The sequence below is a fragment of the Pseudaquabacterium pictum genome, assembly GCF_005403045.1.
Classification (GTDB): domain Bacteria; phylum Pseudomonadota; class Gammaproteobacteria; order Burkholderiales; family Burkholderiaceae_C; genus Pseudaquabacterium; species Pseudaquabacterium pictum.
In genome coordinates this window covers 25,523-51,098 of record NZ_BJCL01000003.1, presented here as the reverse complement: position 1 = coordinate 51,098, position 25,576 = coordinate 25,523, and the positions used below count along the sequence as shown (strand labels likewise).

Annotated in this window: 21 protein-coding genes and 1 tRNA gene; 11 read left to right on the top strand and 11 right to left on the bottom strand. The window is 68.1% G+C overall.

The genetic code is table 11. From position 1 onward, the window contains the following. Positions 1–16 precede the first annotated feature (16 nt). Genes FFT10_RS07235 through FFT10_RS07215 form a run of 5 tightly spaced genes read left to right on the top strand, consistent with a single transcriptional unit; the run spans position 17 to position 5,023 of the window. The gene (locus FFT10_RS07235; RefSeq protein WP_137732133.1) at positions 17–1,129 is read left to right on the top strand and encodes a 2-aminoethylphosphonate--pyruvate transaminase; all 1,113 of its coding nucleotides are present in this window, start codon (positions 17–19) and stop codon (positions 1,127–1,129) included. A 32-nt stretch (positions 1,130–1,161) separates the two neighbouring features. Then, positions 1,162–2,562 (top strand): ethanolamine ammonia-lyase subunit EutB, encoded by a 1,401-nt coding sequence (locus FFT10_RS07230; RefSeq protein WP_137732132.1) that lies wholly within the window; start codon positions 1,162–1,164, stop codon positions 2,560–2,562. Continuing rightward, on the top strand, positions 2,559–3,344 hold the full coding sequence (eutC, locus tag FFT10_RS07225) for an ethanolamine ammonia-lyase subunit EutC (RefSeq protein WP_137732131.1): 786 nt from the start codon (positions 2,559–2,561) through the stop codon (positions 3,342–3,344). Before FFT10_RS07230 ends, eutC begins: the two co-directional genes overlap by 4 nt. Continuing rightward, on the top strand, positions 3,341–4,045 hold the full coding sequence (locus FFT10_RS07220; RefSeq protein WP_137732130.1) for an HAD family hydrolase: 705 nt from the start codon (positions 3,341–3,343) through the stop codon (positions 4,043–4,045). The genes eutC and FFT10_RS07220 overlap by 4 nt, the downstream gene beginning before the upstream one ends. A gap of 21 nt (positions 4,046–4,066) precedes the next feature. Then, on the top strand, positions 4,067–5,023 hold the full coding sequence (locus FFT10_RS07215; RefSeq protein WP_137732129.1) for a M14 family metallopeptidase: 957 nt from the start codon (positions 4,067–4,069) through the stop codon (positions 5,021–5,023). Positions 5,024–5,113: 90 nt separating this feature from the next. Here FFT10_RS07215 and FFT10_RS07210 read toward each other — a convergent pair whose 3' ends face one another. Further along, complete coding sequence (locus FFT10_RS07210) at positions 5,114–9,046, bottom strand: DUF3683 domain-containing protein (RefSeq protein ID WP_137732128.1); 3,933 nt, start codon at positions 9,044–9,046, stop codon at positions 5,114–5,116. Between the two features lie 234 nt (positions 9,047–9,280). Here FFT10_RS07210 and ugpB point away from each other — a divergent pair, with 234 nt between their 5' ends. The 5 genes from ugpB to ugpQ are packed head-to-tail and all read left to right on the top strand — an operon-like array spanning position 9,281 to position 14,204. Next, entirely contained in the window at positions 9,281–10,591 is a 1,311-nt protein-coding gene (ugpB, locus tag FFT10_RS07205; RefSeq protein WP_137732127.1) for a sn-glycerol-3-phosphate ABC transporter substrate-binding protein UgpB, read from the top strand. Positions 10,592–10,606: 15 nt separating this feature from the next. Beyond that, complete coding sequence (ugpA, locus tag FFT10_RS07200; protein WP_137732126.1) at positions 10,607–11,494, top strand: sn-glycerol-3-phosphate ABC transporter permease UgpA; 888 nt, start codon at positions 10,607–10,609, stop codon at positions 11,492–11,494. Between the two features lie 12 nt (positions 11,495–11,506). After that, complete coding sequence (gene ugpE / locus FFT10_RS07195) at positions 11,507–12,358, top strand: sn-glycerol-3-phosphate ABC transporter permease UgpE (protein WP_137732125.1); 852 nt, start codon at positions 11,507–11,509, stop codon at positions 12,356–12,358. 20 nt (positions 12,359–12,378) lie between these two features. After that, positions 12,379–13,458, top strand: coding sequence for a sn-glycerol-3-phosphate import ATP-binding protein UgpC (locus tag FFT10_RS07190; RefSeq protein ID WP_137732124.1), 1,080 nt, complete (start codon positions 12,379–12,381; stop codon positions 13,456–13,458). Next, positions 13,458–14,204: a glycerophosphodiester phosphodiesterase gene (gene ugpQ / locus FFT10_RS07185; RefSeq protein WP_137732123.1), complete on the top strand. Its 747-nt coding sequence runs from the start codon at positions 13,458–13,460 to the stop codon at positions 14,202–14,204. The genes FFT10_RS07190 and ugpQ overlap by 1 nt, the downstream gene beginning before the upstream one ends. A 12-nt stretch (positions 14,205–14,216) precedes the next feature. Here ugpQ and FFT10_RS07180 read toward each other — a convergent pair whose 3' ends face one another. From FFT10_RS07180 to secA, 4 genes are all read right to left on the bottom strand, one after another. After that, complete coding sequence (locus tag FFT10_RS07180) at positions 14,217–15,494, bottom strand: MFS transporter (RefSeq protein WP_228026995.1); 1,278 nt, start codon at positions 15,492–15,494, stop codon at positions 14,217–14,219. A gap of 157 nt (positions 15,495–15,651) precedes the next feature. Next, entirely contained in the window at positions 15,652–16,881 is a 1,230-nt protein-coding gene (argJ, locus tag FFT10_RS07175) for a bifunctional glutamate N-acetyltransferase/amino-acid acetyltransferase ArgJ (protein ID WP_137732122.1), read from the bottom strand. A gap of 173 nt (positions 16,882–17,054) precedes the next feature. After that, a complete protein-coding gene (locus tag FFT10_RS07170; protein ID WP_137732121.1) occupies positions 17,055–17,525 on the bottom strand; it encodes an FxDxF family PEP-CTERM protein in 471 nt (156 codons plus the stop codon). Between the two features lie 232 nt (positions 17,526–17,757). Continuing rightward, positions 17,758–20,502 carry a preprotein translocase subunit SecA gene (gene secA / locus FFT10_RS07165; RefSeq protein ID WP_137732120.1) on the bottom strand — a complete coding sequence of 915 codons (2,745 nt, stop codon included), beginning with the start codon at positions 20,500–20,502 and terminating at the stop codon, positions 17,758–17,760. 246 nt (positions 20,503–20,748) lie between these two features. Between secA and FFT10_RS07160 the strand changes: the two genes are divergently transcribed. Beyond that, complete coding sequence (locus tag FFT10_RS07160; protein WP_137732119.1) at positions 20,749–21,084, top strand: hypothetical protein; 336 nt, start codon at positions 20,749–20,751, stop codon at positions 21,082–21,084. Between the two features lie 55 nt (positions 21,085–21,139). Here the strand turns inward: FFT10_RS07160 and FFT10_RS07155 are convergent. The 6 genes from FFT10_RS07155 to petA form a co-directional block, all read right to left on the bottom strand. Further along, positions 21,140–21,215 (bottom strand) — tRNA-Thr (locus tag FFT10_RS07155). A gap of 50 nt (positions 21,216–21,265) precedes the next feature. Then, positions 21,266–21,784, bottom strand: coding sequence for a ClpXP protease specificity-enhancing factor (locus FFT10_RS07150; protein WP_137732118.1), 519 nt, complete (start codon positions 21,782–21,784; stop codon positions 21,266–21,268). A gap of 11 nt (positions 21,785–21,795) precedes the next feature. Beyond that, positions 21,796–22,410, bottom strand: a complete 615-nt coding sequence (locus FFT10_RS07145) for a glutathione S-transferase N-terminal domain-containing protein (RefSeq protein WP_137732117.1) — start codon at positions 22,408–22,410, stop codon at positions 21,796–21,798. A 113-nt stretch (positions 22,411–22,523) separates the two neighbouring features. Continuing rightward, positions 22,524–23,297, bottom strand: coding sequence for a cytochrome c1 (locus FFT10_RS07140; RefSeq protein WP_137732116.1), 774 nt, complete (start codon positions 23,295–23,297; stop codon positions 22,524–22,526). 18 nt (positions 23,298–23,315) lie between these two features. After that, positions 23,316–24,722 carry a cytochrome b gene (locus tag FFT10_RS07135; protein WP_137732115.1) on the bottom strand — a complete coding sequence of 469 codons (1,407 nt, stop codon included), beginning with the start codon at positions 24,720–24,722 and terminating at the stop codon, positions 23,316–23,318. A gap of 40 nt (positions 24,723–24,762) precedes the next feature. Continuing rightward, positions 24,763–25,371, bottom strand: coding sequence for a ubiquinol-cytochrome c reductase iron-sulfur subunit (gene petA / locus FFT10_RS07130; RefSeq protein WP_137732114.1), 609 nt, complete (start codon positions 25,369–25,371; stop codon positions 24,763–24,765). Positions 25,372–25,576: the final 205 nt, after the last annotated feature.

The following is a 25,576-nucleotide window of genomic DNA, read 5'->3' as shown; positions in this document are numbered from 1 at the left end:
CAAGGAGACCTGCACCATGGACCGCGACCGCATCCTGCTCACCCCGGGCCCGCTGACCACCACGCTGCGCACCAAGCTGGCAATGCTGCACGACTGGGGTTCATGGGACGCCGACTTCAATGCAGTGACGGCCGGCGTGCGCAGCCGCCTGCTGGACATCGTGCATGGCCACGGCACGCATGTGGTCGTGCCCCTGCAGGGCAGCGGCACCTTCAGCGTGGAGGCGGCGGTCGCCACCGTGGTGCCGCGCGACGGCCATGTGCTGGTGCTGGACAACGGCGCCTACTGCAAGCGCGCCGGCAAGCTCACCCAGATGATGGGCCGGCGCGTCAGCACCGTGGCCTTCGCCGAGGATGCGCCGGTGTCGCCCGCGGTGCTCGACGACCAACTGCGCACCGATGCCAGCATCACCCATGTGGTGCTGATCCACTGCGAGACCGGCGCCGGTGTCGAGAACCCGCTGGCCGACGTGGCGGCGGTGTGTGAACGCCATGGCAAGGGCCTGATCGTCGACGCGATGAGCAGCTTTGCCGCGCTGCCGATCGATGCCCGCACGGTGCGCTTCGACGCGCTGATCGCCGCCAGCGGCAAGTGCCTGGAGGGCGTGCCCGGCATGGGCTTCGTGTTCATCCGCCAGGCGGTGCTGGACGGCTGCGCCGGCAACAGCCAGAGCCTGGCGATGGACCTGCACGACCAGCACCAGTACATGGCCAAGACCGGCCAGTGGCGCTTCACCCCGCCCACCCATGTGGTGGTGGCGCTGGCCGAGGCCATCACCCAGTTCGTCGAGGAAGGCGGCCAGCCCGCACGGCTGGCGCGCTACACCGCCAACTGCGCCACGCTGATCGAGGGCATGGGCCAACTGGGGCTCCAGCCCTTCCTGAAGGCCGAACACCAGGCACCGATCATCGTCACCTTCCATGCGCCGGCGCATCCGGCCTATGACTTCCAGCGCTTCTACCAGGCGGCCAAGCGGCGCGGCTTCATGCTCTACCCGGGCAAGCTGACCACGGTGGACACCTTCCGCGTGGGCTGCATCGGCGCCATCGGCAGCCTGGAGATGCAGCAGGCCGTCAACGCCGTGGGCGAGGCGCTGCGCGAGATGGGCATTCCCACCGCGCCGGCCTGACACCTGCCTGATCACGCGGCACACTGCAGTCCATGTCCTACCGCGCCCGTCTCGGCAGCGAGACCTTCCACTTCGACAGCCTGGCCATGCTGCTGGCCAAGGCCACGCCTGCGCGCTCGGGCGATGAGCTGGCCGGCGTGGCCGCCGACAGTGCCGCCCAGCGCGTGGCCGCCCGCCTGGCCCTGGCCGATCTGCCGCTGGCCACGTTCCTGCAGGAGGCGGTGGTGCCCTACGAGGCCGACGAGGTCACCCGCCTGGTCATCGACAGCCACAGCGCCACGGCCTTCGCGCCGGTGGCCCACCTCACCGTCGGCGGCTTCCGGGATTGGTTGCTGAGCGACGCCGCCAGCACACCGGTGCTGGCCGCGCTGGCGCCGGGCCTCACGCCCGAGATGGTGGCCGCGGTGAGCAAGCTGATGCGCAACCAGGACCTGATCGCGGTGGCGCGCAAGGTCAACGTGGTCACACGGTTCCGCAACACCATCGGCCTGCCCGGCCACCTGGCAGTGCGGCTGCAACCCAACCACCCGGCCGACAGCCCGGCCGGCATCGCCGCCAGCATCCTCGATGGCCTGATGTACGGCGCCGGTGATGCGGTCATCGGCATCAACCCCGCCGCCGACAGCGTGCCGGCCCTGGTCGACCTGCTGCGCCTGCTGGACGGCCTGATCCACACCCACCAGGTGCCCACCCAGAGCTGCGTGCTGACCCATGTCACCAACACCTTGCAGGCGATGGACCAGGGCGCGCCGGTCGACCTGGTGTTCCAGAGCATCGGCGGCACCGAGGCCACCAACACCAGCTTCGGCCTGAACCTGGCGCTGCTGGACGAGGCCCATGCCGCCGCGCTGGCGCTGCGCCGCGGCCCGCTGGGTGACAACGTGATGTATTTCGAGACCGGCCAGGGCAGCGCGCTGTCGGCCAATGCCCACCACGGCGTCGACCAGCAGACGCTGGAGGCCCGCGCCTATGCGGTGGCCCGGCGCTACCGGCCGCTGCTGGTCAACACCGTGGTCGGCTTCATCGGGCCCGAGTACCTGTACGACGGCAAGCAGATCATCCGCGCCGGCCTGGAAGACCACTTCTGCGGCAAGCTGCTGGGCCTGCCGATGGGCTGCGACATCTGCTACACCAACCATGCCGAGGCCGACAGCGACGACATGGACAACCTGCTGGTGCTGCTGGCCACCGCGGGGCTGAACTTCATGATGGGCGTGCCGGGGGCCGACGACGTGATGCTGAACTACCAGAGCACCTCGTTCCATGATGCGCTGTTCGTGCGGCAGCTGCTGGGCCTGCAGCGGGCGCCCGAGTTCGAGGCCTGGCTGCAGCGCCGGGGCCTGACCGATGCGCAGGGCAGGCTGCTGCCCGCCGCCAGCCGGCCCGCGCTGGCCCAGGGTTTCAGCCCGCTGCTGGAAGCAGGCCGGGCATGAGCGCGCTGCCCACCACGCCGCAGCCGGCGGCCGACCCCTGGGCCGAGCTCCGCCGCCACACGCCAGCCCGCATCGCCCTGGGCCGCACCGGCGCCGCCCTGCCCACGCACGAGGTGCTGCGCTTCGCTGCCGCCCATGCCCAGGCGCGGGATGCGGTGCATGTGGCGCTGGACCTGCCGGCGCTGCAGGCCGACCTGTTGGCCGACGGCTGGACTGCCACGGTGGTGCACAGCCGCGCGGCCAACCGGGATGTCTACCTGCGCCGGCCCGACTTCGGCCGCCGCCTCGCACCCGACAGCGCCGATGCACTGCAGGCCGCGGCCAGCGGTCCGGTCGATCTCGCCATCGTGCTGGGCGACGGCCTGTCGGCGGTGGCGCTGCAGCGCCATGCGCTGCCGCTGCTGCAGGCCCTGCGCACCGCGCTGGACGGCCGGCTCTCGCTGGCGCCGCCGGTCATCGCCACCCAGGCCCGCGTGGCGCTGGGCGACGAGATCGGCGCGCTGCTGCAGGCCCGGCTGGTGCTGGTGCTGCTGGGCGAGCGGCCGGGCCTCAGCTCGCCCGACAGCCTGGGCGCCTACCTCACCCACGCGCCGCGGGTGGGCTGCCACGATGCCCAGCGCAACTGCGTCAGCAACATCCGGCCCGCCGGCCTTCCGCCCGCGGTGGCCGCGCAGCGCCTGGCCTGGCTGGCCACCGAGGCCCTGCGCCGCCGCCTCACCGGCGTGGGCCTGAAGGACGACAGCGCCACGGCATTGCTCGGCACCACCGGGGCGGCGCCATGACCGCCTCGCTCGCCATCTTCGACCTCGACAACACGCTGCTGACCGGCGACAGCGATGTGCTGTGGTGCGAGTTCCTGGTGGCCAACGGCCTGCTGCCGTCGGACCGGCTGGCGCTCAATGCCCGCATGGATGCCGACTACCGCAGCGGCACGGTGTCGCCGCTGGACTTCTCGCAGTTCTATGTCGGCACCCTGGGTGGCCGCACGCCCGCCTTCTGGGCGCCGTGGCGGTTGCGCTTCCTGCAGCAGGTGGTACTGCCGCGCATCCCGGCGGCATCGCGTGCGCTGGTGGCCCGCCACCGCGAGGCCGGCCACACCCTGGTGCTGAGCACCGCCACCAACCGGGTGATCACCGAACTGACGGCCGCTGCGCTGGACATCCCGCACCTGATCGCCACCGAAGCGGCGCTGGCCGATGGCCCGGCGGGACACGAAGGCACCTACACCGGCCGCACCACCGGCATGCTGAACATGCGCGAGGGCAAGGTGCAGCGCCTGCACGACTGGCTGGCCGCGCAGGGGCTGGCTGCCGCCGCCCGCGCCCAGGCCCTGGACAGCGCCCATTTCTACAGCGATTCCGCCAACGATCTGCCGCTGCTGCGGGCCGTCGGCCACCCCACGGTCGTCGACCCCGACGACCGCCTGCTGGCCGAGGCCCAGGCCCGCCGCTGGCCGGTGCTGCGGCTGGACCGCAGCACCTGAGACCCGAGAGATCACCGCCGCATGACCGCCCTGCCCCCGATCGAGTTGCAAGCCCCTGACATCCGCCTATTCGCTGCGGGCAACACCGGCGTGCCCTACGTGCACCGCATCGATTCGGGCCGCCCTGGCCCGGTGGTGATGGTGCAGGCGCTGACCCATGGCAACGAGCTGTGCGGCGCCATCGCGCTGCAATGGCTGTTCCAGCAACCGCTGGCACCGCTGCGCGGCAGCCTGGTGCTGGCCTTTGCCAATGTGGCCGCGTTCGAGCGTTTCGACCCCGCGGCGCCGCATGCGTCGCGCTGCGTCGACGAAGACCTGAACCGGGTGTGGGCCGACGAGGTGCTGTTCGGCCCGCGGGATTCGGTGGAGCTGCGGCGCGCGCGCGAACTGCAGCCCTTCGTCGATGCCGCCGACCTGCTGCTCGACATCCATTCGATGACCGAGCCCTGCCGGCCGCTGATGGTCTGCGGCACGCAGGACAAGCACGCCGCGTACGCGCGCCAATTGGGCACGCCGGCCGATCTGCTGATCGACACCGGCCACCCGGCCGGCCTGCGCATGGTGGAGCGCGGCGGTTTCGGCGACCCGGCCAGCCCGCGCAAGGCGCTGCTGGTGGAATGCGGCCAGCACTGGGAGCGCGCCGCCACCGATGTGGCCATCGACACGCTGGTGCGGTTCCTGCACCTGGCCGGCGTGGTGGATGCGGTGTGGGCCGCTGCCCGCACCCGCCTGCCGCTGCCGGCCGAACAGCGCCTGGTGCGGGTGACCGAGGCGGTGGTGGCGCGCAGCAGCAGCTTCCGCTTCCTGGTGCCCACCGCGGGCCTGGGCGTGGTGCCGCAGGCCGGCACGCCGATCGCCGAAGACAGCGGCCAGGTCTGGCGGAGCCCCTACGACGACTGCGTGCTGGTGATGCCGTCCACCGCCCATGCCAAGCCGGGCAACACCGTGGTGCGGCTGGGCCGGTTCGAATCGACTTAGTCCACCACCCAGCGGCAGCCGCGGAACCGGCTTCGCCGGGCCGCTGGGTGCGCCCCCCCTGGGGGGGTGCGCCGCAGGCGCTTCGGGGGGTTAGACCAGCACCCGCTCGATGCCGCCGGCGTTCGCCCGGCCGACGTAGTCTTCCATCCAGGTCTCACCCAGGATCTTGCGGGCCATCTCCACCACGATGTAGTCGGCCTCCAGCAGGCCGTTCTGCATGTCGTCCTGGTAGCGGCTCAGGCCCTGCAGGCAGCTGGGGCAGCTGGTCAGGATCTTCACGTTGGCATCGGGCTTCACTGATCCGGTGGCCCGCAGTGCCACCTCGTCCTTGCGCAGCTCTTCTTCCTTGCGGAAGCGCACCTGGGTGCTGATGTCGGGCCGGGTCACGCCCAGCGTGCCGCTCTCGCCGCAGCAGCGCTCGCTCTTCAGCACGTTCGGGCCCATCAGCGCCTTGACCGTCTTCATCGGCTCCTGCAGCTTCATCGGCGTGTGGCAGGGGTCGTGGTACAAGTAGCCGGCGCCGGCGGTGGGCAGGGTGATGCCCTTCTCCAGCAGGTACTCGTGGATGTCGATGATGCGGCAGCCGGGGAAGATCTTGTCGAACTGGTAGCCCTGCAGCTGGTCATAGCAGGTGCCGCAGCTGACCACCACCGTCTTGATGTCCAGGTAGTTCAGCGTGTTGGCCACGCGATGGAACAGCACCCGGTTGTCGGTGATGATCTGCTCGGCCTTGTCGAACTGGCCGCTGCCGCGCTGCGGGTAGCCGCAGCACAGGTAGCCCGGCGGCAGCACCGTCTGCACGCCGGCATGCCACAGCATGGCCTGGGTGGCCAGGCCCACCTGGCTGAACAGGCGCTCACTGCCGCAACCGGGGAAATAGAACACCGCCTCGGTCTCGGCCGTGGTGGCCACCGGGTTGCGGATGATGGGCACGTAGTCCCGGTCCTCGATGTCCAGCAGGGCGCGGGCGGTCTTCTTGGGCAGGCCGCCAGGCAGCTTCTTGTTGATGAAGTGGATCACCTGCTGCTTGATCGGCGCCGTGCCCAGCGTGGCAGGCGGCGCGCTGGTCTGCTTGCGGGCAGCAAGCTTGAGCACGTCGTTGGCCAGGCGCTGGGCCTTGAAGCCCACGCCCACCATGGCGCTGCGCACCAGCTTGATGGTCTGTGGGTTGGTCGCATTGAGCATCAGCATCGCCGCCGCATTGCCCGGCCGGAAGCTCTTCTGCCCCATCTTGCGCAGCAGGTTGCGCATGTTCATCGACACGTCGCCGAAGTCGATCTTCACCGGGCAGGGGCTCAGGCACTTGTGGCAGACGGTGCAGTGGTCGGCGACGTCCTCGAACTCTTCCCAGTGCTTGATGCTGACGCCGCGGCGGGTCTGCTCCTCATAGAGGAAGGCCTCCACCAGCAGGCTGGTGGCCAGGATCTTGTTGCGCGGGCTGTACAGCAGATTGGCGCGCGGCACATGGGTGGCGCACACCGGCTTGCACTTGCCGCAGCGCAGGCAGTCCTTGACGCTGTCGGCGATGGCGCCGATGTCGCTCTGCTGCATGATCAGCGACTCATGCCCCATCAGGCCGAAGCTGGGCGTGTAGGCATGGCTCAGGTCGGCGGCGTGCACATCGTCGCCCAGGGCCTTGAGGGCCGCGCCGCGCAGCAGCTTGCCCTTGTTGAAGCGGCCTTCGGGGTCGATGCGGGCCTTGTAGTCGGTGAAGGCCGCCATCTCGGCGTCGCTCAGGAATTCGAGCTTGGTGATGCCGATGCCATGCTCGCCGCTGATCACGCCGCCCAGGCTGCGCGCCAGCGCCATGATGCGGGCCACCGCCTCATGGGCCGTCTGCAGCATGGCGTAGTTGTCGCTGTTGACGGGGATGTTGGTGTGCACATTGCCGTCACCGGCATGCATGTGCAGCGCCACCCACACCCGGCCGCGCAGCACCTCGGCATGGATGCGCTTGAACTCGGCCACGATCGGCGCCAGCGCGGCGCCGGCAAACAGCGCCTCGCAGGGCTTCAGGATCTGCTGCTTCCAGCTGGCGCGCAGACTGTGGTCCTGCAACTGGTCGAAGTGGCTGCGGCCGCCTTCGCCGCCATCGGGCGCCGGCGTCACATCCAGGTTGTGGAGCCAGTGCAGCCACTGCGCGCGCACCTCGTGCAGCATGGCCAGGGCCTGCTGCACCCGGTCTTCCAGCAGCTCGGCGCTGGGGATCTCGCTGGCGTCGTCGGTCTGGCCCAGCGGCAGGCTGCCGGTGGACAGAAAGGCTTCCAGCCGGTCCACCAGCTCCAGCTTGTTGCGCAGGCTCAGCTCGATGTTGATGCGCTCGATGCCCAGGGTGTACTCGCCCATGCGCTCCAGCGGGATCACCACGTCCTCGTTCACCTTGAAGGCGTTGGTGTGGCGGGCGATGGCCGCGGTGCGCTTGCGGTCCAGCCAGAACTTCTTGCGCGCATCGGCGCTGACGGCCACGAAGCCTTCGCCGCTGCGGCTGTTGGCGATGCGCACCACCTCGCTGGTGGCACGGGCCACGGCGTTCTCGTCGTCGCCGACGATGTCGCCCACCAGCACCATCTTGGGCAGGCCACCGCGCTTGCTCTTGGTGGTGTAGCCCACCGCCTTCAGGTAGCGGTCGTCCAGGTGTTCCAGGCCGGCCAGGATGGCGCCGCCGGGCTTCTTCGCTTCCTCGAACAGGTAGTTCTTGATCTCGACGATCGACGGCACCGAGACGATCGGGTTGCCGAAGAATTCGAGGCACACCGTGCGCACATGCGGCGGCATCTTGTGCACCACCCAACGGGCGCTGGTGATCAGGCCGTCGCAGCCTTCCTTCTGGATGCCGGGCAGGCCGGCCAGGAACTTGTCGGTGACGTCCTTGCCCAGGCCTTCCTTGCGGAACACCGCCCCGGGGATGTCCAGCTGCTCGGTCTTCTCCAGCACCTTGCCGGTGGCGTCGAACCAGCGCAGCTCGAAGCTGGCCATCGGCGCATCGTGGATCTTGCCCAGGTTGTGGTTCAGGCGGATCACCTCCAGCCACTTGGCCTGGGGCGTCACCATCTTCCAGCTGGCCAGGTTGTCCAGCGCGGTGCCCCACAGCACGGCTTTCTTGCCGCCGGCATTCATCGCGATGTTGCCGCCGATGCAGCTGGCCTCGGCGCTGGTGGGGTCGACCGCGAACACATGGCCGGCACGCTCGGCCGCGTCGGCCACGCGCTGGGTGACGACGCCGGCGCCGGTCGACACCGTGGCCACCTTGGCGGCCACGCCGGGCAGGTCGATGAACTCGACCTCGGTCATCTGCTCGAGCTTCTCGGTGTTGATCACCGCGCTCTTCCAGGTCAGCGGCACGGCGCCGCCGGTGTAGCCGGTGCCACCCCCACGCGGGATGATGGTCAGCCCCAGCTCCACACAGCCGGCCACCAGGGCCGCCATCTCCGCCTCGGTGTCGGGTGTCAGCACCACGAACGGATACTCGACCCGCCAGTCGGTGGCGTCGGTCACATGCGACACCCGCGACAGGCCGTCGAACTTGATGTTGTCCTTGGCGGTGGCGCGCCCCAGCACCTTGCGGCTGCGCGTGCGCAACTGGGCCACGGTGTCGAAGTGGGCGGCGAAGCGCTGCACCGCGGCGCGGGCCATCTGCAGAAGTTCACCCACATGGCCGTCGCGCACCGCATCGGCGTCGGGCGTGCGGCGCTGGGCCACCTCGTTCAGACGGTGGTTCAGCGCATCGATCAGCAGCTGCCGGCGCTTGGGGTTGTCCAGCAGGTCGTCTTCCAGGTACGGGTTGCGCTGCACCACCCAGATGTCGCCCAGCACCTCGTACAGCATGCGGGCCGAGCGGCCGGTGCGGCGCTCGTCGCGCAGCAGGTCCAGCAGCTCCCAGGCGCGGGAACCCAGCAGCCGCACCACGATCTCCCGGTCGGAGAACGAGGTGTAGTTGTACGGGATCTCGCGCAGGCGCGGCGCCGCGGTGGCGGCATCAGCAGGCTGCTGGGCCAGCTGGGTCAGGTCGATCGGAGCATTCATGGGTGGGCAGGCGCCGGGTTCAGGGTGGACGGAACAGGACGCCCTGGCAGGCACCGTGGAACCCCTGATTATCGCAGCGCAGCATGCCGTGACGGCGGTCGCAGCCTGGCGGCCCGCACAGGTCGGCGGGTTAATCCCGTTGCGATGCGGGGGGCGTCATGACAGAAACGGGACTGTCATGATTTGCCCACACAATGCGGCGCTTTTGTGACCTGACGCCTTCACGGAGATGACATGAATCTGAAACTTCAAGCTGCCGCCTGGGCCGCTGCAGCCGCGCTCTGCGCCCCCGCGCAGGCCCAGACCGAGATCCAGTGGTGGCATTCCATGGGCGGCGCCCTGGGCGAGTGGGTCAACGACCAGGCCAACGACTTCAACGCCAGCCAGAAGAACTACAAGGTGGTGCCCACCTTCAAGGGCAGCTATGACCAGAGCATGACAGCCGCCATCGCCGCCTTCCGGGCCGGCAATGCGCCGCACATCCTGCAGGTGTTCGAGGTGGGCACGGCCACGATGATGGCCAGCAAGAACGCCATCGTGCCGGTGGCCAAGGTGATGGCCGACGCCGGCTACAAGTTCGATCCCAAGGTCTATGTGGGCGCGGTGGCGGGCTACTACACCGCCCCCAACGGCCAGATGCTGAGCTTCCCGTTCAACAGCTCGACGCCGGTCTTCTACTACAACAAGGATGCCTTCAAGGCCGCCGGCCTCGACCCCGAGAAGGCGCCCGGCACCTGGCCCGAGGTGGCGCTCGCCGCCGCCAAGTTGAAGGCCAGCGGCCACAAGTGCCCGTTCACCACCAGCTGGCAGAGCTGGACCCAGCTCGAGAGCTTCTCGGCCTGGCACAACGTGCTGTTCGCCACCAAGAACAACGGCTTCGGTGGCCTGGACACCCGCCTGGCGATCAACACCCCGCTGCATGTGCGCCACATCGAGAACCTGGCCAACATGAGCAAGCAGGGCCTGTTCGTCTACAAGGGCCGGGCCAACGTGCCGGACGCCACCTTCCCCTCGGGTGAGTGCGCGATGTACACCGGCTCGTCGGCGCTGTACTCCAGCGTGTCGAAGAATGCCAAGTTCGCCTACGGCATGAGCACCCTGCCCTACTACCCCGATGTGCCGGGCGCGCCGCAGAACACGGTGATCGGCGGCGCCAGCCTGTGGGTGATGGCCGGCAAGAAGCCCGAGGAGTACAAGGCCGCTGCGGCGTTCTTCAACTTCCTGTCCAGCGCCGAGGTGCAGGCCAAGAGCCACCAGCGCACCGGCTACCTGCCGATCACCACCGCAGCCTTCGAGCTGACCGACAAGAGCGGCTTCTACAAGAAGAACCCCGGCACCGACGTGGCGGTGAACCAGATGATCCGCAAGACCACCGACAAGTCGCGCGGCATCCGCCTGGGCAACATGGTGCAGATCCGCACCGTGATCGACGAGGAGATGGAGCAGGTCTGGTCCGGCAAGAAGGGCGCCAAGGAGGCGCTGGACTCGGCCGTCACCCGTGGCAACGAGTTGCTCGAACGCTTTGAAAAAGCCAACAAGGGCTGATCGGTATCTCGCAGCATGGCAGCTGAAAAGCGCGTTCTCTTCCAGTCGTCCTGGCTGCCCTGGCTGCTGCTGGCGCCGCAGCTGATCGTCATCGCGGTGTTCTTCTTCTGGCCTGCGGGCCAGGCGCTGGTGCAGTCGCTGCAGCAGCAGGACGCCTTCGGCACCAGCGTCGAATGGGTGGGGCTGGAAAACTTCCAGCGGCTGTTTTCCGACCCCACCTACTTCGACAGCTTCAAGACCACGCTGGTGTTCTCGGTGCTGGTGGCGGGGCTGGGCTTGGGCATCAGCCTGCTGCTGGCGGTGATGGCCGACCGCATCGTGCGCGGCAGCACGGTCTACAAGACCCTGCTGATCTGGCCCTATGCGGTGGCACCGGCGGTGGCCGGCGTGCTGTGGCTGTTCATGTTCGCGCCCAGCATCGGCGTGGTGGCCTGGTACCTGCGGGCCCACGGCTTCGAGTGGAACCACCTGCTCAACGGCAACCATGCCATGGGCCTGATCGTGATGGCCGCGGTGTGGAAGCAGCTGAGCTACAACTTCCTGTTCTTCCTGGCCGGGCTGCAGAGCATCCCCAAGAGCCTGATCGAGGCCGCCGCCATCGACGGTGCCCGCCCCTGGCGGCGCTTCTGGACCATCATCTTCCCGCTGCTGTCGCCCACCAGCTTCTTCCTGCTGGTGGTCAACGTGGTCTATGTGTTCCTCGACACCTTCGCCATCGTCGATGCGTCCACCCACGGCGGCCCGGGCAAGGAGACCGAGATCCTGGTCTACAAGCTGTACTACGACGGCTTCAAGGGCATGGACATCGGCTCGTCGGCGGCGCAGTCGGTGGTGCTGATGGTGATCGTGGTGCTGCTGACCATCGTGCAGTTCAAGTACGTGGAACGCCGCGTCAACTATTGATGGAACCGACCCGTGGTTGAACGCCGCCCCTGGCTGAACCTGCTGTCCCACGCCGTGCTGCTGCTGGGCGTGGCGGTGGTGGCCTTTCCGGTCTACCTGACCTTCGTGGCCGCCAGCCACACCACCGAAGCCATCGTGCAGGCGCCGATGCCGCTGCTGCCCGGCGGGCACTTCTGGGACAGCATCGTCAAGGCGCTGACCGGCCAGATCAGCGGCCCCGGCAGCAAGGCGCCAGTGGCGCAGATGATGCAGGTCAGCCTGATCAGCGCGCTGATCATCGCCATCGCCAAGATCGCCATCTCGCTGCTGTCGGCATTCGCGATCGTCTACTTCCGCTTCCCGTTCAAGATGTTCTTCTTCTGGGCCATCTTCGTGACGCTGATGCTGCCGGTGGAAGTGCGCATCTCGCCCACCTACAAGGTGGTGAGTGACCTGGGCATGCTCAACAGCTATGCCGGCCTGACCATTCCGCTGATCGCCAGCGCCACCGCCACCTTCCTGTTCCGCCAGTTCTTCCTGACGGTGCCCGATGAACTGGTGGAGGCCGCCCGCATCGACGGCGCCGGGCCAATGCGCTTCTTCAAGGACGTGCTGGTGCCGCTGTCCTCCACCAGCATCGCCGCGCTGTTCGTGATCCAGTTCATCTACGGCTGGAACCAGTACCTGTGGCCGCTGCTGGTGACCACCGACGAGAAGATGTACCCGATCGTGCTGGGCATCCAGCGCATGATCTCCGGCGGCGATGCCGCCAATGAATGGAACCTGGTGATGGCCACCGCCCTGCTGGCCATGCTGCCACCGGCGCTGGTGGTCATCGGCATGCAGAAGTGGTTCGTCAAGGGCCTCGTGGACAGCGAAAAATAGACCGGACAACACAAGAGAACATGGGCGCCATCCGCATCCACAACGTCGTCAAGCGCTACGGCAAGGGCCCGAAGGCCAACCAGGTGATCCACGGCGTGTCGGCCGACATCACCGACGGCGAATTCATCGTCATCGTCGGCCCCAGCGGCTGCGGCAAGAGCACGCTGCTGCGCATGGTGGCCGGGCTGGAAGAGATCAGCGAGGGCGAGATCAGCATCGGCGGCCGCGTGGTCAACGATGTCGAACCGGCCGACCGCGACATCGCGATGGTCTTCCAGAACTACGCGCTCTACCCGCACATGAGCGTCTACGACAACATGGCCTACGGCCTGAAGATCGCCAAGGTGCCCAAGGCCGAGATCGAGGCCCGGGTGCAGAAGGCGGCCAAGATCCTGGAGATCGGGCCCTTCCTGCAACGCACGCCCAGGCAGCTGTCCGGCGGCCAGCGCCAGCGGGTGGCCATGGGCCGCGCCATCGTGCGCCAGCCGGCTGCCTTCCTGTTCGACGAGCCGCTTTCCAACCTGGACGCCAAGCTGCGCGCCCAGACCCGGCTGGAGATCCAGAAGCTGCACCGCGAGCTGGGCGTCACCAGCCTGTTCGTCACCCATGACCAGGTCGAGGCGATGACGCTGGCCCAGCGCATGATCGTGATGAACGCCGGCCGCATGGAACAGATCGGCACGCCCGAGCAGGTGTACGGCAAGCCGGCCAGCAGCTTCGTGGCCAGCTTCATCGGCTCACCGCCGATGAACCTGCTCACCGGCCAGGCCGACGGCACCCGCTTTGCCGCCGGCAGCGGCGCCGACGCCACCACCCTGCTGCTGCCCGCCGCCGCGCCACGTGCCGGCGCCCTGGTGCTGGGCCTGCGGCCCGAGCATGTGGAAATCGCCGACGACGGCCTCTGGCCGCTGCAGGTCGAGACGCTGGAGATGCTGGGCGCTGAGCGCCTGGTGCATGGCCGCCTGGGCGGTGCGCTGTTCACCGTGCGCATGGACGCCACGCTGGCTCCGCCGCAGGTCGGCCAGGCGGTGCGGCTGCGCCCGGCACCGGGCCGGCTGCACTGGTTCGACGCCGGCACCGGCCTGCGGGTGGGCGACTGATGGCTGCACCGGCTTGGCCTTGCCCGCGCTGGATCGCCCACCGCGGCGCCGGCAAGCTGGCGCCCGAGAACACGCTGGCGGCCTTCCGCCTGGGCGCCGCCCACGGCTACCGGGCCTTTGAATGCGACGTGAAGCTGTCGGCCGACGGCGTGCCCTTCCTGCTGCACGATGCCACGCTCGAGCGCACCACCAGCGGCCAGGGCACTGCGGGTGATCTGTCCTGGAGTGCGCTGTCGCAGCTGGATGCCGGCAGCTGGCACAGCCGCGGCCATGCCGGTGAGCCGCTGCCCACGCTGGCTGCGCTGGCCCGCTTCATCCTGGCCAACCAGCTGCAGTTGAACATCGAGATCAAGCCGACGCCCGGGCAGGAAGTCATCACTGGTCGGGTGGTGGGCGAGCAGACCGCGCGGCTGTGGGCCGGCCAGGCCGTGCCGCCGCTGTTCAGCTCCTTCCGGCCCGAGGCGCTGCAGGGCGCGCGCGAGACCGCACCCCACCTGCCCCGCGCCCTGCTGCTCGACAGCCTGTGGTCGGGCTGCCTGGACGTGGCTGCCGAACTGGGCTGCGTGGCCATCGTCACCCACCACCGGCTGATGGACGCCGCCTTGCTGCAGCAGGCCCGCCAGGCCGGCTGGCTGGCGATGGTCTACACCGTCAACGAGCCCGCCGATGCGCAGCGCCTGCTGGCCCTGGGCGTCGACGGCCTGATCACCGACGCGGTCGACCGCTTCGCGCCGGCGGCGGGCTGAACCGCAGGCCGCTCAGGTCGTCTGCGCCGGCCCGGGGCCGGGTCCAGGCAGCGGCGGCGCGGCATGCAGATCGGCCGGTGAAGGCAGCACCCGCACCGCGGGAATCACCCCGCCGCGCCAGGCCAGCAACGCCAGCAGCACGGCCGCACCGCCGGCTGCGCCCAGCGCCTGCACCAGGCCGAAGCGCTCGCCGATCCAGCCGCCCAGCAGGGCACCGGGAATCGCCGGCAGCAGGATCAGCCAACGCATCGTCGCCGTCATCCGGCCCAGCAGCTGCACGGGCGTCACCGCCTGCCGCATCGCCAGAAAGTTGATGAAGATCAGCACACCGCCGGTGCCGGCGAGCAGCAGCATCGCGACAAAGGCCGCCACGCCGGCTGCGCCCGTCGGCCACAGCCAGGGCAGCAGCCAACCCAACCCGCACAACACGAAGCCCAGCACCAGCGACGGCCCCGGGCCGATGCGGTCGCTCAGCCGGTTGCCGTACAGGCTGGCCGAAATGGTGCCGACGCCCAACGCGGCATAGCACAGGCCGATGGCCTGCTCGGACAAGCCCAGGCCCCGGCTGGCGTGCAGGATCTGCACCACCAGCACCGCGTTGTGGCAGGCCTGCCAGCCGCCCACGGCCAGGGCCAGGGCGACCAGCAGTCGCTGACTGCGCACGAACTGCAGCCCGGCCTGCAGTTCCTGCTGGAAGCCATGGCCGGGTCGGCGCGCCTGCAGCACCTCGGTCACCCGGATGCCTCGCAGGATGGCCGCCGACAGGGCCAGCAGCAGCGCATCCAGCAGCAGGGCAACCGGCGCACCCAGCCACTTGACCAGCACGCCCGCCAGGCCGGGCCCGGCCACTTCGGCACCGGAGCTGGCCAGCGCATTGCGGGCATGGGCCTCCACCAGCCGTTCACGCGGCACCACCTGGGTCAGCACGATCTGCGACGCACTGCCGGCCACCACGTTGACTGAACCGATCGCAAAACCGACCAGGTACAGCCAGTCCATGCCCAACCAGCCCAGCCACCAGGCCACCGGCACGGTGAGCACGGCCAGTGCGATCGTCAGCTCGCCAGCCAGGTACACCGGCAGCTTGCGCACCCGGTCCAGCCACACCCCCGCGGGCAGCGAGAACAGCGCAAACGGCAGCACCTCGGCAGCCACCAGCAGCCCCATCTGCGTGGGCGTGGCCTGCAGCAGCAGCGCTGCGGTCAGCGGCAGCGCGAGCAGCGTGACCTGGTTGCCGACCGCGCTGAGCAGGATCGACAACCACAGCCGGCGGTACACCCTGTCATGCAACAGATCATCGGGGGCCAGGCCCCAACGCCGCGGGGCGCCGACGCCCCGGTCCTCATCCAATCCAGCCAAGCCATCTCCCCGGTGCGGGTTTCCCGTAGGTACCCGTCATGGTGGCCGATTGTCGCCTGCCGGGACGGGCTTGGCCGCGCCGGCGGTCTCAGCTGCGGTAGTCGGCGTTGATGCTGACGTAGTCGTGCGACAGGTCGCAGGTCCACACCGTGGCCTGTGCTGCACCGCGGTGCAGCAGCACCCGCACCGTGATTTCGCTCTGGCGCATCACCCGCTGGCCATCGGCCTCGCTGTAGCCAGGGTGTCGGCCGCCCTGGGTGGCGACATGCACATCGTCGAGGTAGAGGTCGATCAGGCCCTGGTCCAGGTCGTCGATGCCGGCATAGCCCACCGCCGCCAGGATGCGGCCCAGGTTCGGATCGCTGGCGAAGAATGCGGTCTTCACCAGGGGCGAATGGGCAATGGCATAGGCCACCAGCTTGCACTCGGCCTCGGTGCGGCCGCCCTCGACCTGCACGGTGATGAACTTGGTCGCCCCTTCGCCGTCGCGCACGATCGCCTGGGCCAACTGCTGGGCCACTGCGGTGATGGCAGCGCGCAGGGCCTGGCCGTCGGCCGAATCCAGCGCGGTGATCTCCGCATGCCCGGCCTGCCGGGTGGCGATCAGCACGAAGGAGTCGTTGGTCGAGGTGTCGCCGTCGATGGTGATGCGGTTGAAGCTGGCATCGGCCGCCTCGGTCACCAGGGCCTGCAGCAGCGCCGGGGCGATCACCGCGTCGGTGGCCATGAAGCCCAGCATCGTGGCCATGTTCGGCCGGATCATGCCGGCGCCCTTGCTGACGCCGGTGATGGTGACGGTGCGGCCGCCGATCTGAAGCTGGCGGGACGCGGCCTTGGGCAGGGTGTCGGTGGTCATGATGCCTTGGGCGGCAGCCGCCCAGTTGTCCGGCCGCAGGTCGGCCAGCGCGGCGGGCAGGCCGGCCTCGATGCGGTCGACCGGCAGCGTCTCCATGATCACACCCGTGGAGAACGGCAGCACCTGCTGCGGCGCGAGGCCCATCAGCCCCGCCAGCGCGGCACAGGTCTGCTGCGCCCGCGCCAGGCCGTCGGCACCGGTGCCGGCATTGGCGTTGCCGGTGTTGACCAACACCGCCCGGATGCCCTGCCCGGCCGCCAGGTGCGCGCGGCAGACCTGCACCGGTGCGGCGCAGAAGCGGTTCTGGGTGAACACCCCGGCCACGGCGGCGCCATCGTCCAGGGCCAGCACCACCAGATCCGCCCGGTTCGGCTTGCGGATGCCCGCCTTCGCCACGCCCAGGCGCACCCCGGGCACGGCATGCAGGGCAGCAGGATCCAGGGGCGGCAGATTCACGGGCATGGAGAGACCTCGGTCAGCGGTTCGGAGAGCGGCGGATTGTAGGAGCCGGCTGGCGAAGTCCTGCTGCCTGCCGGACCCGCTGTGCAGCCATGCAAAAGGGCGGCCACAGCCGCCCATGAAAAAAGCGGCCGAAGCCGCTTTCGCCTTGCAAACCGGGCGAAGCCCGTCGGCAATCAGCCTTGACGGCGGCGGGCCAGGAAGCCCAGCGCGGCCAGACCGGCCAGCATCATGGCGTAGGTCTCGGGTTCCGGCACCGGCGTCACGTTGACCGACACGCCGTACATGCCGCCGCTGGCCTGGCCCTTGCCGGTCACGACGACGGCGTAGTCACCAGCGCCCAGCGTCAGGGACGCCAGAGAAGCCGGGATGGTGGTCAGGCTGTAGGTGCCAGCCATCAGGTTGTCCATGGAGTCGACGATCGACCAGGCCGAACCCGAGCGGATGCCACCGAAGGAGACCGCCGTCGCGTTCACCACCGACTCCGTCGTCAGCGAGAAGCTGAAGGTGTCAAAGAAGTTGACGTTGCCGCCGACGGCCATCACGCTGAAGCTGTCGGGATCAGCGCCCAGGTTCACATCGGCTGCGTTGGCGGCGAGGCCGCTCAGCGCCAGGGCCACGCCCAAAGTCACTTGTTTCAGTTTCATGCATCACTCCTTGAAGTCTTGGAATCGTTCAAACCAGGCAAGACCAGCGGACTGGCGCTGACCTTGGAGAAACCCTATGCAGGGTATTTCCCCGGACTGTAGCGACTCAACGCGGCCGCCACACCCCCCAAGCAAGGGATCATCCGGGTATCAGTTTGCAACTGGATTTGTCAAGCGGAAGCCGGTGGCGTGACGCGCGACTTCCGCACGTGGACGGCCACTGGCTGCCGTTTCATGCCAGCTGCCCGTGGCAGTTCTTGTATTTCTTGCCACTGCCGCAGGGGCAAGGGTCGTTGCGGCCGACCCGGGGCACCTCGTCGCCTGCGGTGGCGGCTTCGCGTTCCTGGCTGACGCTGCCGTCCTCGTTCGGGTGGGTGTAGGTGACATTACCGACCTGGCTGGCCTGGGCCTCGATCGCCTCGGCGGCCTGCGCCACCTGTTCCTGGCTCTGGATGCGCACCGTCAGCAGCAGGCGCGTCACTTCCATCTTCACCACGTCCAGCAGCTGGCTGAACAGCTCGAAGGCCTCGCGCTTGTATTCCTGCTTCGGGTTCTTCTGGGCGTAGCCGCGCAGGTGGATGCCCTGGCGCAGGTAGTCCAGCGCGGCCAGGTGCTCACGCCAGTGGCTGTCGATGCTCTGCAGCAGCACCATCCGCATGAACGGGTTGAACTGCTCGGAGCCCACCACCGCCAGCTTGCCCTCGAACACCTGGTCGGCCGCTGCCACCACCTTGTCGACGATGTCCTCGTCGGTGATGCTCTCGCTCTTCTCCACGTCGGCTGCCAGCGCCACCGGCAACTGCCATTCCTCGGCCAGCGCCTTCTCCAGCGCCGGGATGTCCCACTGCTCTTCCACGCTTTCGGCCGGCACCCAGGTGCGCACCACATCGGTCATCGCGCTCTTGCGCAGGTTGGTCACCTGCGCCAGCACCGATTCGGAGGCCAGGATCTCGTTGCGCTGCTGGTAGATCACCTTGCGCTGGTCGTTGCTGACGTCGTCGTACTCCAGCAATTGCTTGCGGATGTCGAAGTTGCGCGCCTCCACCTTGCGTTGCGCGCCTTCGATGCTGCGGCTGACGATGCCGGCCTCGATGGCCTCGCCCTCGGGCATCTTCAGCTTGTCCATGATGGCGCGCACCCGGTCGCCGGCGAAGATGCGCATCAGCGGATCTTCCAGGCTCAGGTAGAACCGGCTCTGGCCCGGGTCGCCTTGGCGGCCCGCGCGGCCACGCAGCTGGTTGTCGATGCGGCGGCTCTCATGCCGCTCTGTGGCGATGATGCGCAGGCCGCCAGCGGCCTTGACCTGTTCGTGCAGGCCCTGCCACTCGTCCTTCAGCTGCTGGATGCGGCGGTTGCGCTCGGCATCGGGAATGCCGGCGTCGGCCTCCAGCATCTGCACCTGCTTCTCGACATTGCCGCCCAGCACGATGTCGGTGCCGCGGCCGGCCATGTTGGTCGCGATGGTGATCACGCCGGGCCGGCCGGCCTGGGCCACGATCTCGGCCTCCTTGGCGTGCTGCTTGGCGTTGAGCACCTGGTGCGGCAGTTTCGCCTTGGTCAGGAGCTGGCTGATCAGTTCGCTGTTCTCGATCGACGTGGTGCCCACCAGCACCGGCTGGCCGCGCTGGTGGCAGCTGCGGATGTCCTCGATCACCGCGTTGTACTTCTCGCTGGCGGTCTTGTAGATCAGGTCCAGTTCATCCTTGCGGGCGGTGGGCCGGTTCGGCGGGATCACCACGGTCTCCAGGCCGTAGATCTCCTGGAATTCATAGGCCTCGGTGTCGGCGGTGCCGGTCATGCCGCCGAGCTTGGCATACATGCGGAAGTAGTTCTGGAAGGTGATCGAGGCGAGCGTCTGGTTCTCGCTCTGGATCTGCACGCCTTCCTTGGCCTCCACCGCCTGGTGCAGGCCATCGCTCCAGCGCCGGCCGGTCATCAGACGGCCGGTGAACTCGTCGACGATGATGATCTCGCCGTTCTGGACCACGTAGTGCTGGTCCTTGTGGTAGATGTGGTTGGCCCGCAGCGCCGCGTACACATGGTGCATCAGCGAGATGTTGGCGGCGTCGTACAGACTGGCGCCCTCGGCCAGCAGCCCCGCCTGGGAGAGCAGGCGCTCGGCGTTCTCGTGGCCGTCCTCGGTCAGGAAGACCTGGTGGCTCTTCTCGTCCACCGTGAAGTCGCCCGGCTCGATCACGCCTTCGCCGGTGCGCGGGTCGGCCTCGCCGATCTGCTTCTTCAGCGCCGGGATGACGCTGTTGATGCGCACGTACATCTCGGTGTGGTCTTCGGCCTGGCCGCTGATGATCAGCGGCGTGCGGGCCTCGTCGATCAGGATCGAGTCCACCTCGTCGACGATGGCGAAGTTCAGGCCGCGCTGCACCCGGTCGCGCAGCTCGTAGACCATGTTGTCGCGCAGGTAGTCGAAGCCGAACTCGTTGTTGGTGCCGTAGGTGACGTCGGCGGCGTAGGCGGCCTGCTTCTCCTCGCGCGACATGCCGGGCACGTTGACCCCCACCGTCAGTCCGAGGAAGTTGTAGAGCTGACCCATCCACTCGGCATCGCGCCGGGCCAGGTACTCGTTGACGGTGACCAGGTGCACACCCTTGCCCGACAACGCGTTCAGGTAGACCGGCAAGGTGGCCATCAGCGTCTTGCCTTCGCCGGTGCGCATTTCGGCGATCTTGCCGCTGTGCAGCGTCATGCCGCCGATCAGCTGCACGTCGAAGTGGCGCATCTTCAGGCTGCGCTTGCCAGCCTCGCGCACCGCGGCAAAGGCCTCGGGCAACAGGTCGTCCAGTGTGGCGCCCTGGGCCACGCGCTGGCGGAAGTCGTCGGTCTTGGCCCGCAGCGCGGCGTCGTCCAGCGCCTCGAACTGCGGCTCCAGCGCGTTGATCTTGTCGACCACACGGCGGTTCTGTTTCAGCAGGCGGTCATTGCGACTGCCGAAAATCGAGGTGAGGAGCTTGGGCAACATGCGGCGTCAGGTGGCTGTGCGCCTGGGTCCCGGGTGGACCGGCGCCTGACAGGCCCGCGGAACCACGCACGAAAGGACCCCGGCTGGTGTGTCTGGGGCGCCGGCAAGCCGGCTGGATCGGTGCAGGTGCCCTCCCAGATGGGGCCGCATCGGCGGCCTGCAAGGCGGGCGGAGGTCACCGGCCATTCCTGGGCTGGCGACCACCCGACGTAACCGCGGAGTCTACCATCGGGGTATTCTCGGCCGATGGCTTCTGCTCCCCGCCGCCCCGGCGCTCCGCCCCTTCCCAGCAGCACCCTGGCCATCGGCCAGGCGCTGGCCGGAAGCGAACCGCTGGCCCTGCTGGCCCGCCGCATGCGCGAATCGCAGGACCGGCTGGCCGCCATCACCCCGCTGCTGCCGCCGGCCATGCGCAGTTCGGTGCGCGCGGGACCGATCGACGACACAGGCTGGAGTCTGCTGGCCAGCAGCAATGCGGTGGCTGCCAAGCTGCGGCAGATGCTGCCGGCGCTGGAAGCCCATCTGCGCACCCGTGGCTGGGACGGCCCGCCGCTGCGGGTGAAACTGCTGGGCCCTGGCTGAGTGCGCTGGCGCCCGATCACGGGGCAGACCGGCGGGCAAGGCCGGCTCGGGTCGGTGGTGCCGGCTATCCGAATCGAACGGATGACCTACCGCTTACAAGGCGGTTGCTCTACCAACTGAGCTAAGCCGGCACGGCTTTTTCAAATTCTAGGGCGCGCGGCCGACAGGCAGCCGCAGCCCATCACTTCACCCGCTTGAGCGCCGGCCGGCCACCGCCCGGAGCCGGCGGCTCGGGTGGCGGGCTGTCGTCGGCGGTGGTGACAGCCGTGACAGACGCCGCCGTTTCCACCTCGTCATCGGCCGAGCGGGCCAGCCGCAGGCCTGTCTTGGCGGGATCGGCCGCAGGGCCGCTGGCCGCGGCATCGGTGGGCACCGGGAAGGCCATGCCCTGGCCGTTCTCGCGGGCGTAGATCGCCACCACATGGTCGACCGGCACCACGATCTCGCGCGAGACGCCGCCAAAGCGCGCCTTGAACTCGATGAACTCATTGCCCAGCTGCAGACCGCTGGTGGCCTCGAAGCCGACGTTGAGCACGATCTCGTTGTTCTTGACGTACTCCATCGGCACCTGCACGCCGGCCGTCACATACACCGCCAGGTAGGGGGTGAAACCGTTGTCGGTGCACCAGTCGTGCAGCGCGCGGATCAGGTAGGGCCGGGTGGAACTGCCCTGTTCGTCCGGTGCGGGCGGTTTGGTCATGCGGCCGCCTCTTACTTGCGCATCACCTTCTCGGACGGCGTCAGCGCCTCGATGTAGGCCGGACGCGAGAAGATGCGCTCGGCGTACTTCAGCAGCGGGGCGGCATTCTTCGACAGGTCGATGCCGTAGTAGTCCAGGCGCCACAGCAGCGGTGCGATGGCCACGTCCAGCATGCTGAAGTCGTCACCCAGCATGTACTTGTTCTTCAGGAAGATCGGGGCCAGCTGGGTCAGCCGCTCGCGGATCTGGCTGCGCGCCTTCTCCAGCTGCTTGTCGTTGGCCTTGACGCCGCCGCGCGCTTCCAGCAGGTTGACGTGGGCGAACAGCTCCTTCTCGAAGTTGAAGAGGAACAGGCGCACGCGCGCACGGGCCACCGGATCGCCGGGCATCAGCTGCGGATGCGGGAAACGCTCGTCGATGTACTCGTTGATGATGTGGCTCTCGTACAGGATGAGGTCGCGCTCCACCAGGATGGGCACCTCGTTGTACGGGTTCATCAGCGCGATGTCTTCGGGCTTGGCGAACAGGTCGACGTCGCGGATCTCGAAGTCCATGCCCTTCTCGAACAGCACGAAGCGGCAACGGTGCGAGTAGGGGCAGGTGGTTCCGGAGTAAAGCACCATCATGGCAGCGGGTTCCCAGTGAAGCAGTGGCTCAAAAAACAATGCGCGCAGGGCGCCCGAAGGTCAGCCGCTGCGCGCCAGGCCCGGGCTTGGCAGCCGGGCCCGCAGGACGAGGATTACTTGACGTCTTTCCAGAATGCGGCGTTCAGACGCCAGGCGATCAGGGTGAACACCGCGAGGAACAGCAGCACCCACACACCCATGCGCACGCGCTGGGTCTGTGCCGGCTCGCCCATCCATTGCAGGTAGGCCACCAGGTCGGCCACGGCCAGGTCGTAGTCGGCCTTGCTCATCGTGCCCGGCTTGCTCTGCTCGAAACCCTTGAAGACATGCACCGTCTTGGCGGGATCGTGCGGATCCTTTTCGTCGACGAACTTCGCGCGCTGCTCGCCCTGCATTTCCCACAGCACATGGGGCATGCCCACCGCCGGGAAGTACAGGTTGTTCCAGCCGGTGGGCCGGGTCTCGTCGCGGTAGAAGCCGCGCATGTAGGAATACAGGTAGTCGGCACCCGTGCCCTTGCCCGCAGCCGAGCGCGACCGTGCGATCACCGTCAGATCGGGCGGCTGGGCGCCGAACCAATCCTTGGCATCCTTGGCGCTCAGCGAGACCGTCATCAGATCGCCGACCTTGTCGGTGGTGAACAGCAGGTTCTTCTTGATCTGTTCGTCGGTCAGGCCGATGTCCTTCAGGCGGTTGAAGCGCATGAAGGCGGCGGCATGGCAGTTCAGGCAGTGGTTGACGAACAGCTTGGCGCCGTTCTGCAGCGCGGCCATGTCGGTGACACGCTCCTTCGGGAACTTGTCCCAGGGCGGCGTGTCGCCACCGGCAGCCAGCACGGGCGAGCAGAAGGCCAGGGCGGCCAGCAGGCTTGCGATGAGTCTTTTCATGTTGTGTGTGCTCCTGCCTCAGTGCCCGGCGAAGACGATGCGGTCAGGCACCGGCTTGAAGGTGCCGATGGTGCTCCACCAGGGCATCAGCAGGAAGAAGCCGAAGTAGAACAGCGTGCCGATCTGCGACACCAGCGTGCCGATGTCCGACGGCGGCTGGATGCCCAGGTAGCCGAGCACCACGAAGAACACCAGGAAGACGCCGTACAGGGCCTTGTGCCAGGTGGGACGGTAGCGGATCGACTTGGCCGGCGAGTTGTCCAGCCAGGGCAGGAAGAACAGGATCACGACCGCGCCGCCCATCACCACCACGCCCCAGAACTTGGCGTCGAAGGTCTTGAGCAGGGCGATGCCGATGATCGCGCCCACCGCGATGGCGATGCGCGACTTGCCCTTGACCGACAGCAGTGCCACCACGCCGGCGATGCCGATGATGCCGCACAGCACGTTGACCATCGGGTCGGTGGTCGCACGCAGCATCGAGTAGTACGGCGTGAAGTACCACACCGGGGCGATGTGCGCGGGCGTCTTCAGCGGGTCGGCCGGAATGAAGTTGTTGTACTCCAGGAAGTAGCCGCCCAGCTCGGGGCCGAAGAAGATGATGGCGCAGAACACCATCAGGAACATGCCCACGCCGAACACGTCGTGCACCGTGTAGAACGGGTGGAACGGAATGCCGTCGGCCGGCTTGCCGTTGGCATCCTTCGGCGCCTTCGGGCCCTTGATCTCGACGCCGTCGGGATTGTTGGAGCCCACATCGTGCAGCGCCAGCAGGTGGGCCACCACCAGGCCCAGCAGCACCAGCGGCACGGCGATGACGTGGAAGCTGAAAAAGCGGTTCAGCGTGGCATCGCCCACCACGTAGTCGCCACGGATCAGCAGGGCCAGATCGGGGCCGACAAAGGGCACGGCGGCGAACAGGTTCACGATCACCTGGGCGCCCCAGTAGGACATCTGGCCCCAGGGCAGCAGGTAGCCCATGAAGGCCTCGGCCATCAGGCAGAGGAAGATCGCGCAGCCGAAGATCCACACCAGTTCACGCGGCTTGCGGTAGCTGCCGTAGATCAGCCCGCGCCACATGTGCATGTACACCACCACGAAGAACATCGACGCGCCGGTGGAGTGCATGTAGCGGATCAGCCAGCCCCAGGGCACGTCGCGCATGATGTACTCGACCGAGGCGAACGCCAGGGCCGCATCCGGCTTGTAGTGCATGACCAGGAAGATGCCGGTGACGATCTGGATCACCAGCACCAACAGTGCCAGCGAGCCGAAGAAGTACCACATGTTGAAGTTCTTCGGAGCGTAGTACTCCGACATGTGCACCTTGTAGGCGTCGAACGCGGTCGGGAACCGGTTCTCCAGCCAGTTGGTGACCTTGGCCGCCACCGGTGCATCGGCGGGGATTTCCTTGAAAGTTGCCATCGTCTGCCCTAGTCCAGGAATTCAGTGAGCGTGCGGGCGCTCAGCCCTTCTTGTCCTCGCCGATCAGCAGGCGCGTGTCGGACAGAAACATGTGCGGCGGCACCTCGAGGTTGTCGGGCGCGGGCTTGTTCTTGAACACCCGGCCAGCCATGTCGAAGGTGGAGCCATGGCAGGGGCAGAGGAAACCACCCTGCCAGTCGTCAGGCAGCGAGGGCTGCGCGCCGGTCGCGAACTTGTCCGACGGCGAGCAACCCAGGTGCGAGCAGATGCCCACGGCCACCAGGAACTCGGGCTTGATCGAGCGCGCAGTGTTGCGTGCGTACTCGGGGGTCAGCTCGGCCGGGTTGCGCTTGCTGTCGGGATCGGCCAGCTGCGGGTCGAGCTTCTTCAACGCCGCCACCTGCTCGGGCGTGCGGCGCACGATCCACACCGGCTTGCCGCGCCACTCGACGGTCATCTTCTCGCCGGGGTTCAGCGCGCTGATGTCAGCCTCGACCGCTGCGCCGGCGGCCTTCGCGCGCTCGGACGGGGCGAATGTGCTGACGAAGGGCACGGCAACCGCGGCAGCGCCAACGGCACCGGCACCGGCCGTGATCGCCACCCAGGTGCGGCGACTCTGGTCGACGCGGTCAGTGGGGATGTCGCTCATGGGAATCCTCTTGTGGTTGGCCCGGTGGTTGCCGCAGCGTGCTTGCCGGGTTGTTCAAGCGTGCTGGCACTGAGGTGGGCCGCAATGGTCTCAGGGTCAACCCGGCATTCTAGCGGACCCGCCGCACACGCCCCTCTCGGGTGGGGTGCGATTGACTTCAATGCGTGGACACCGATACTGCCCCGGGCGTCACGGGAGACGCCTT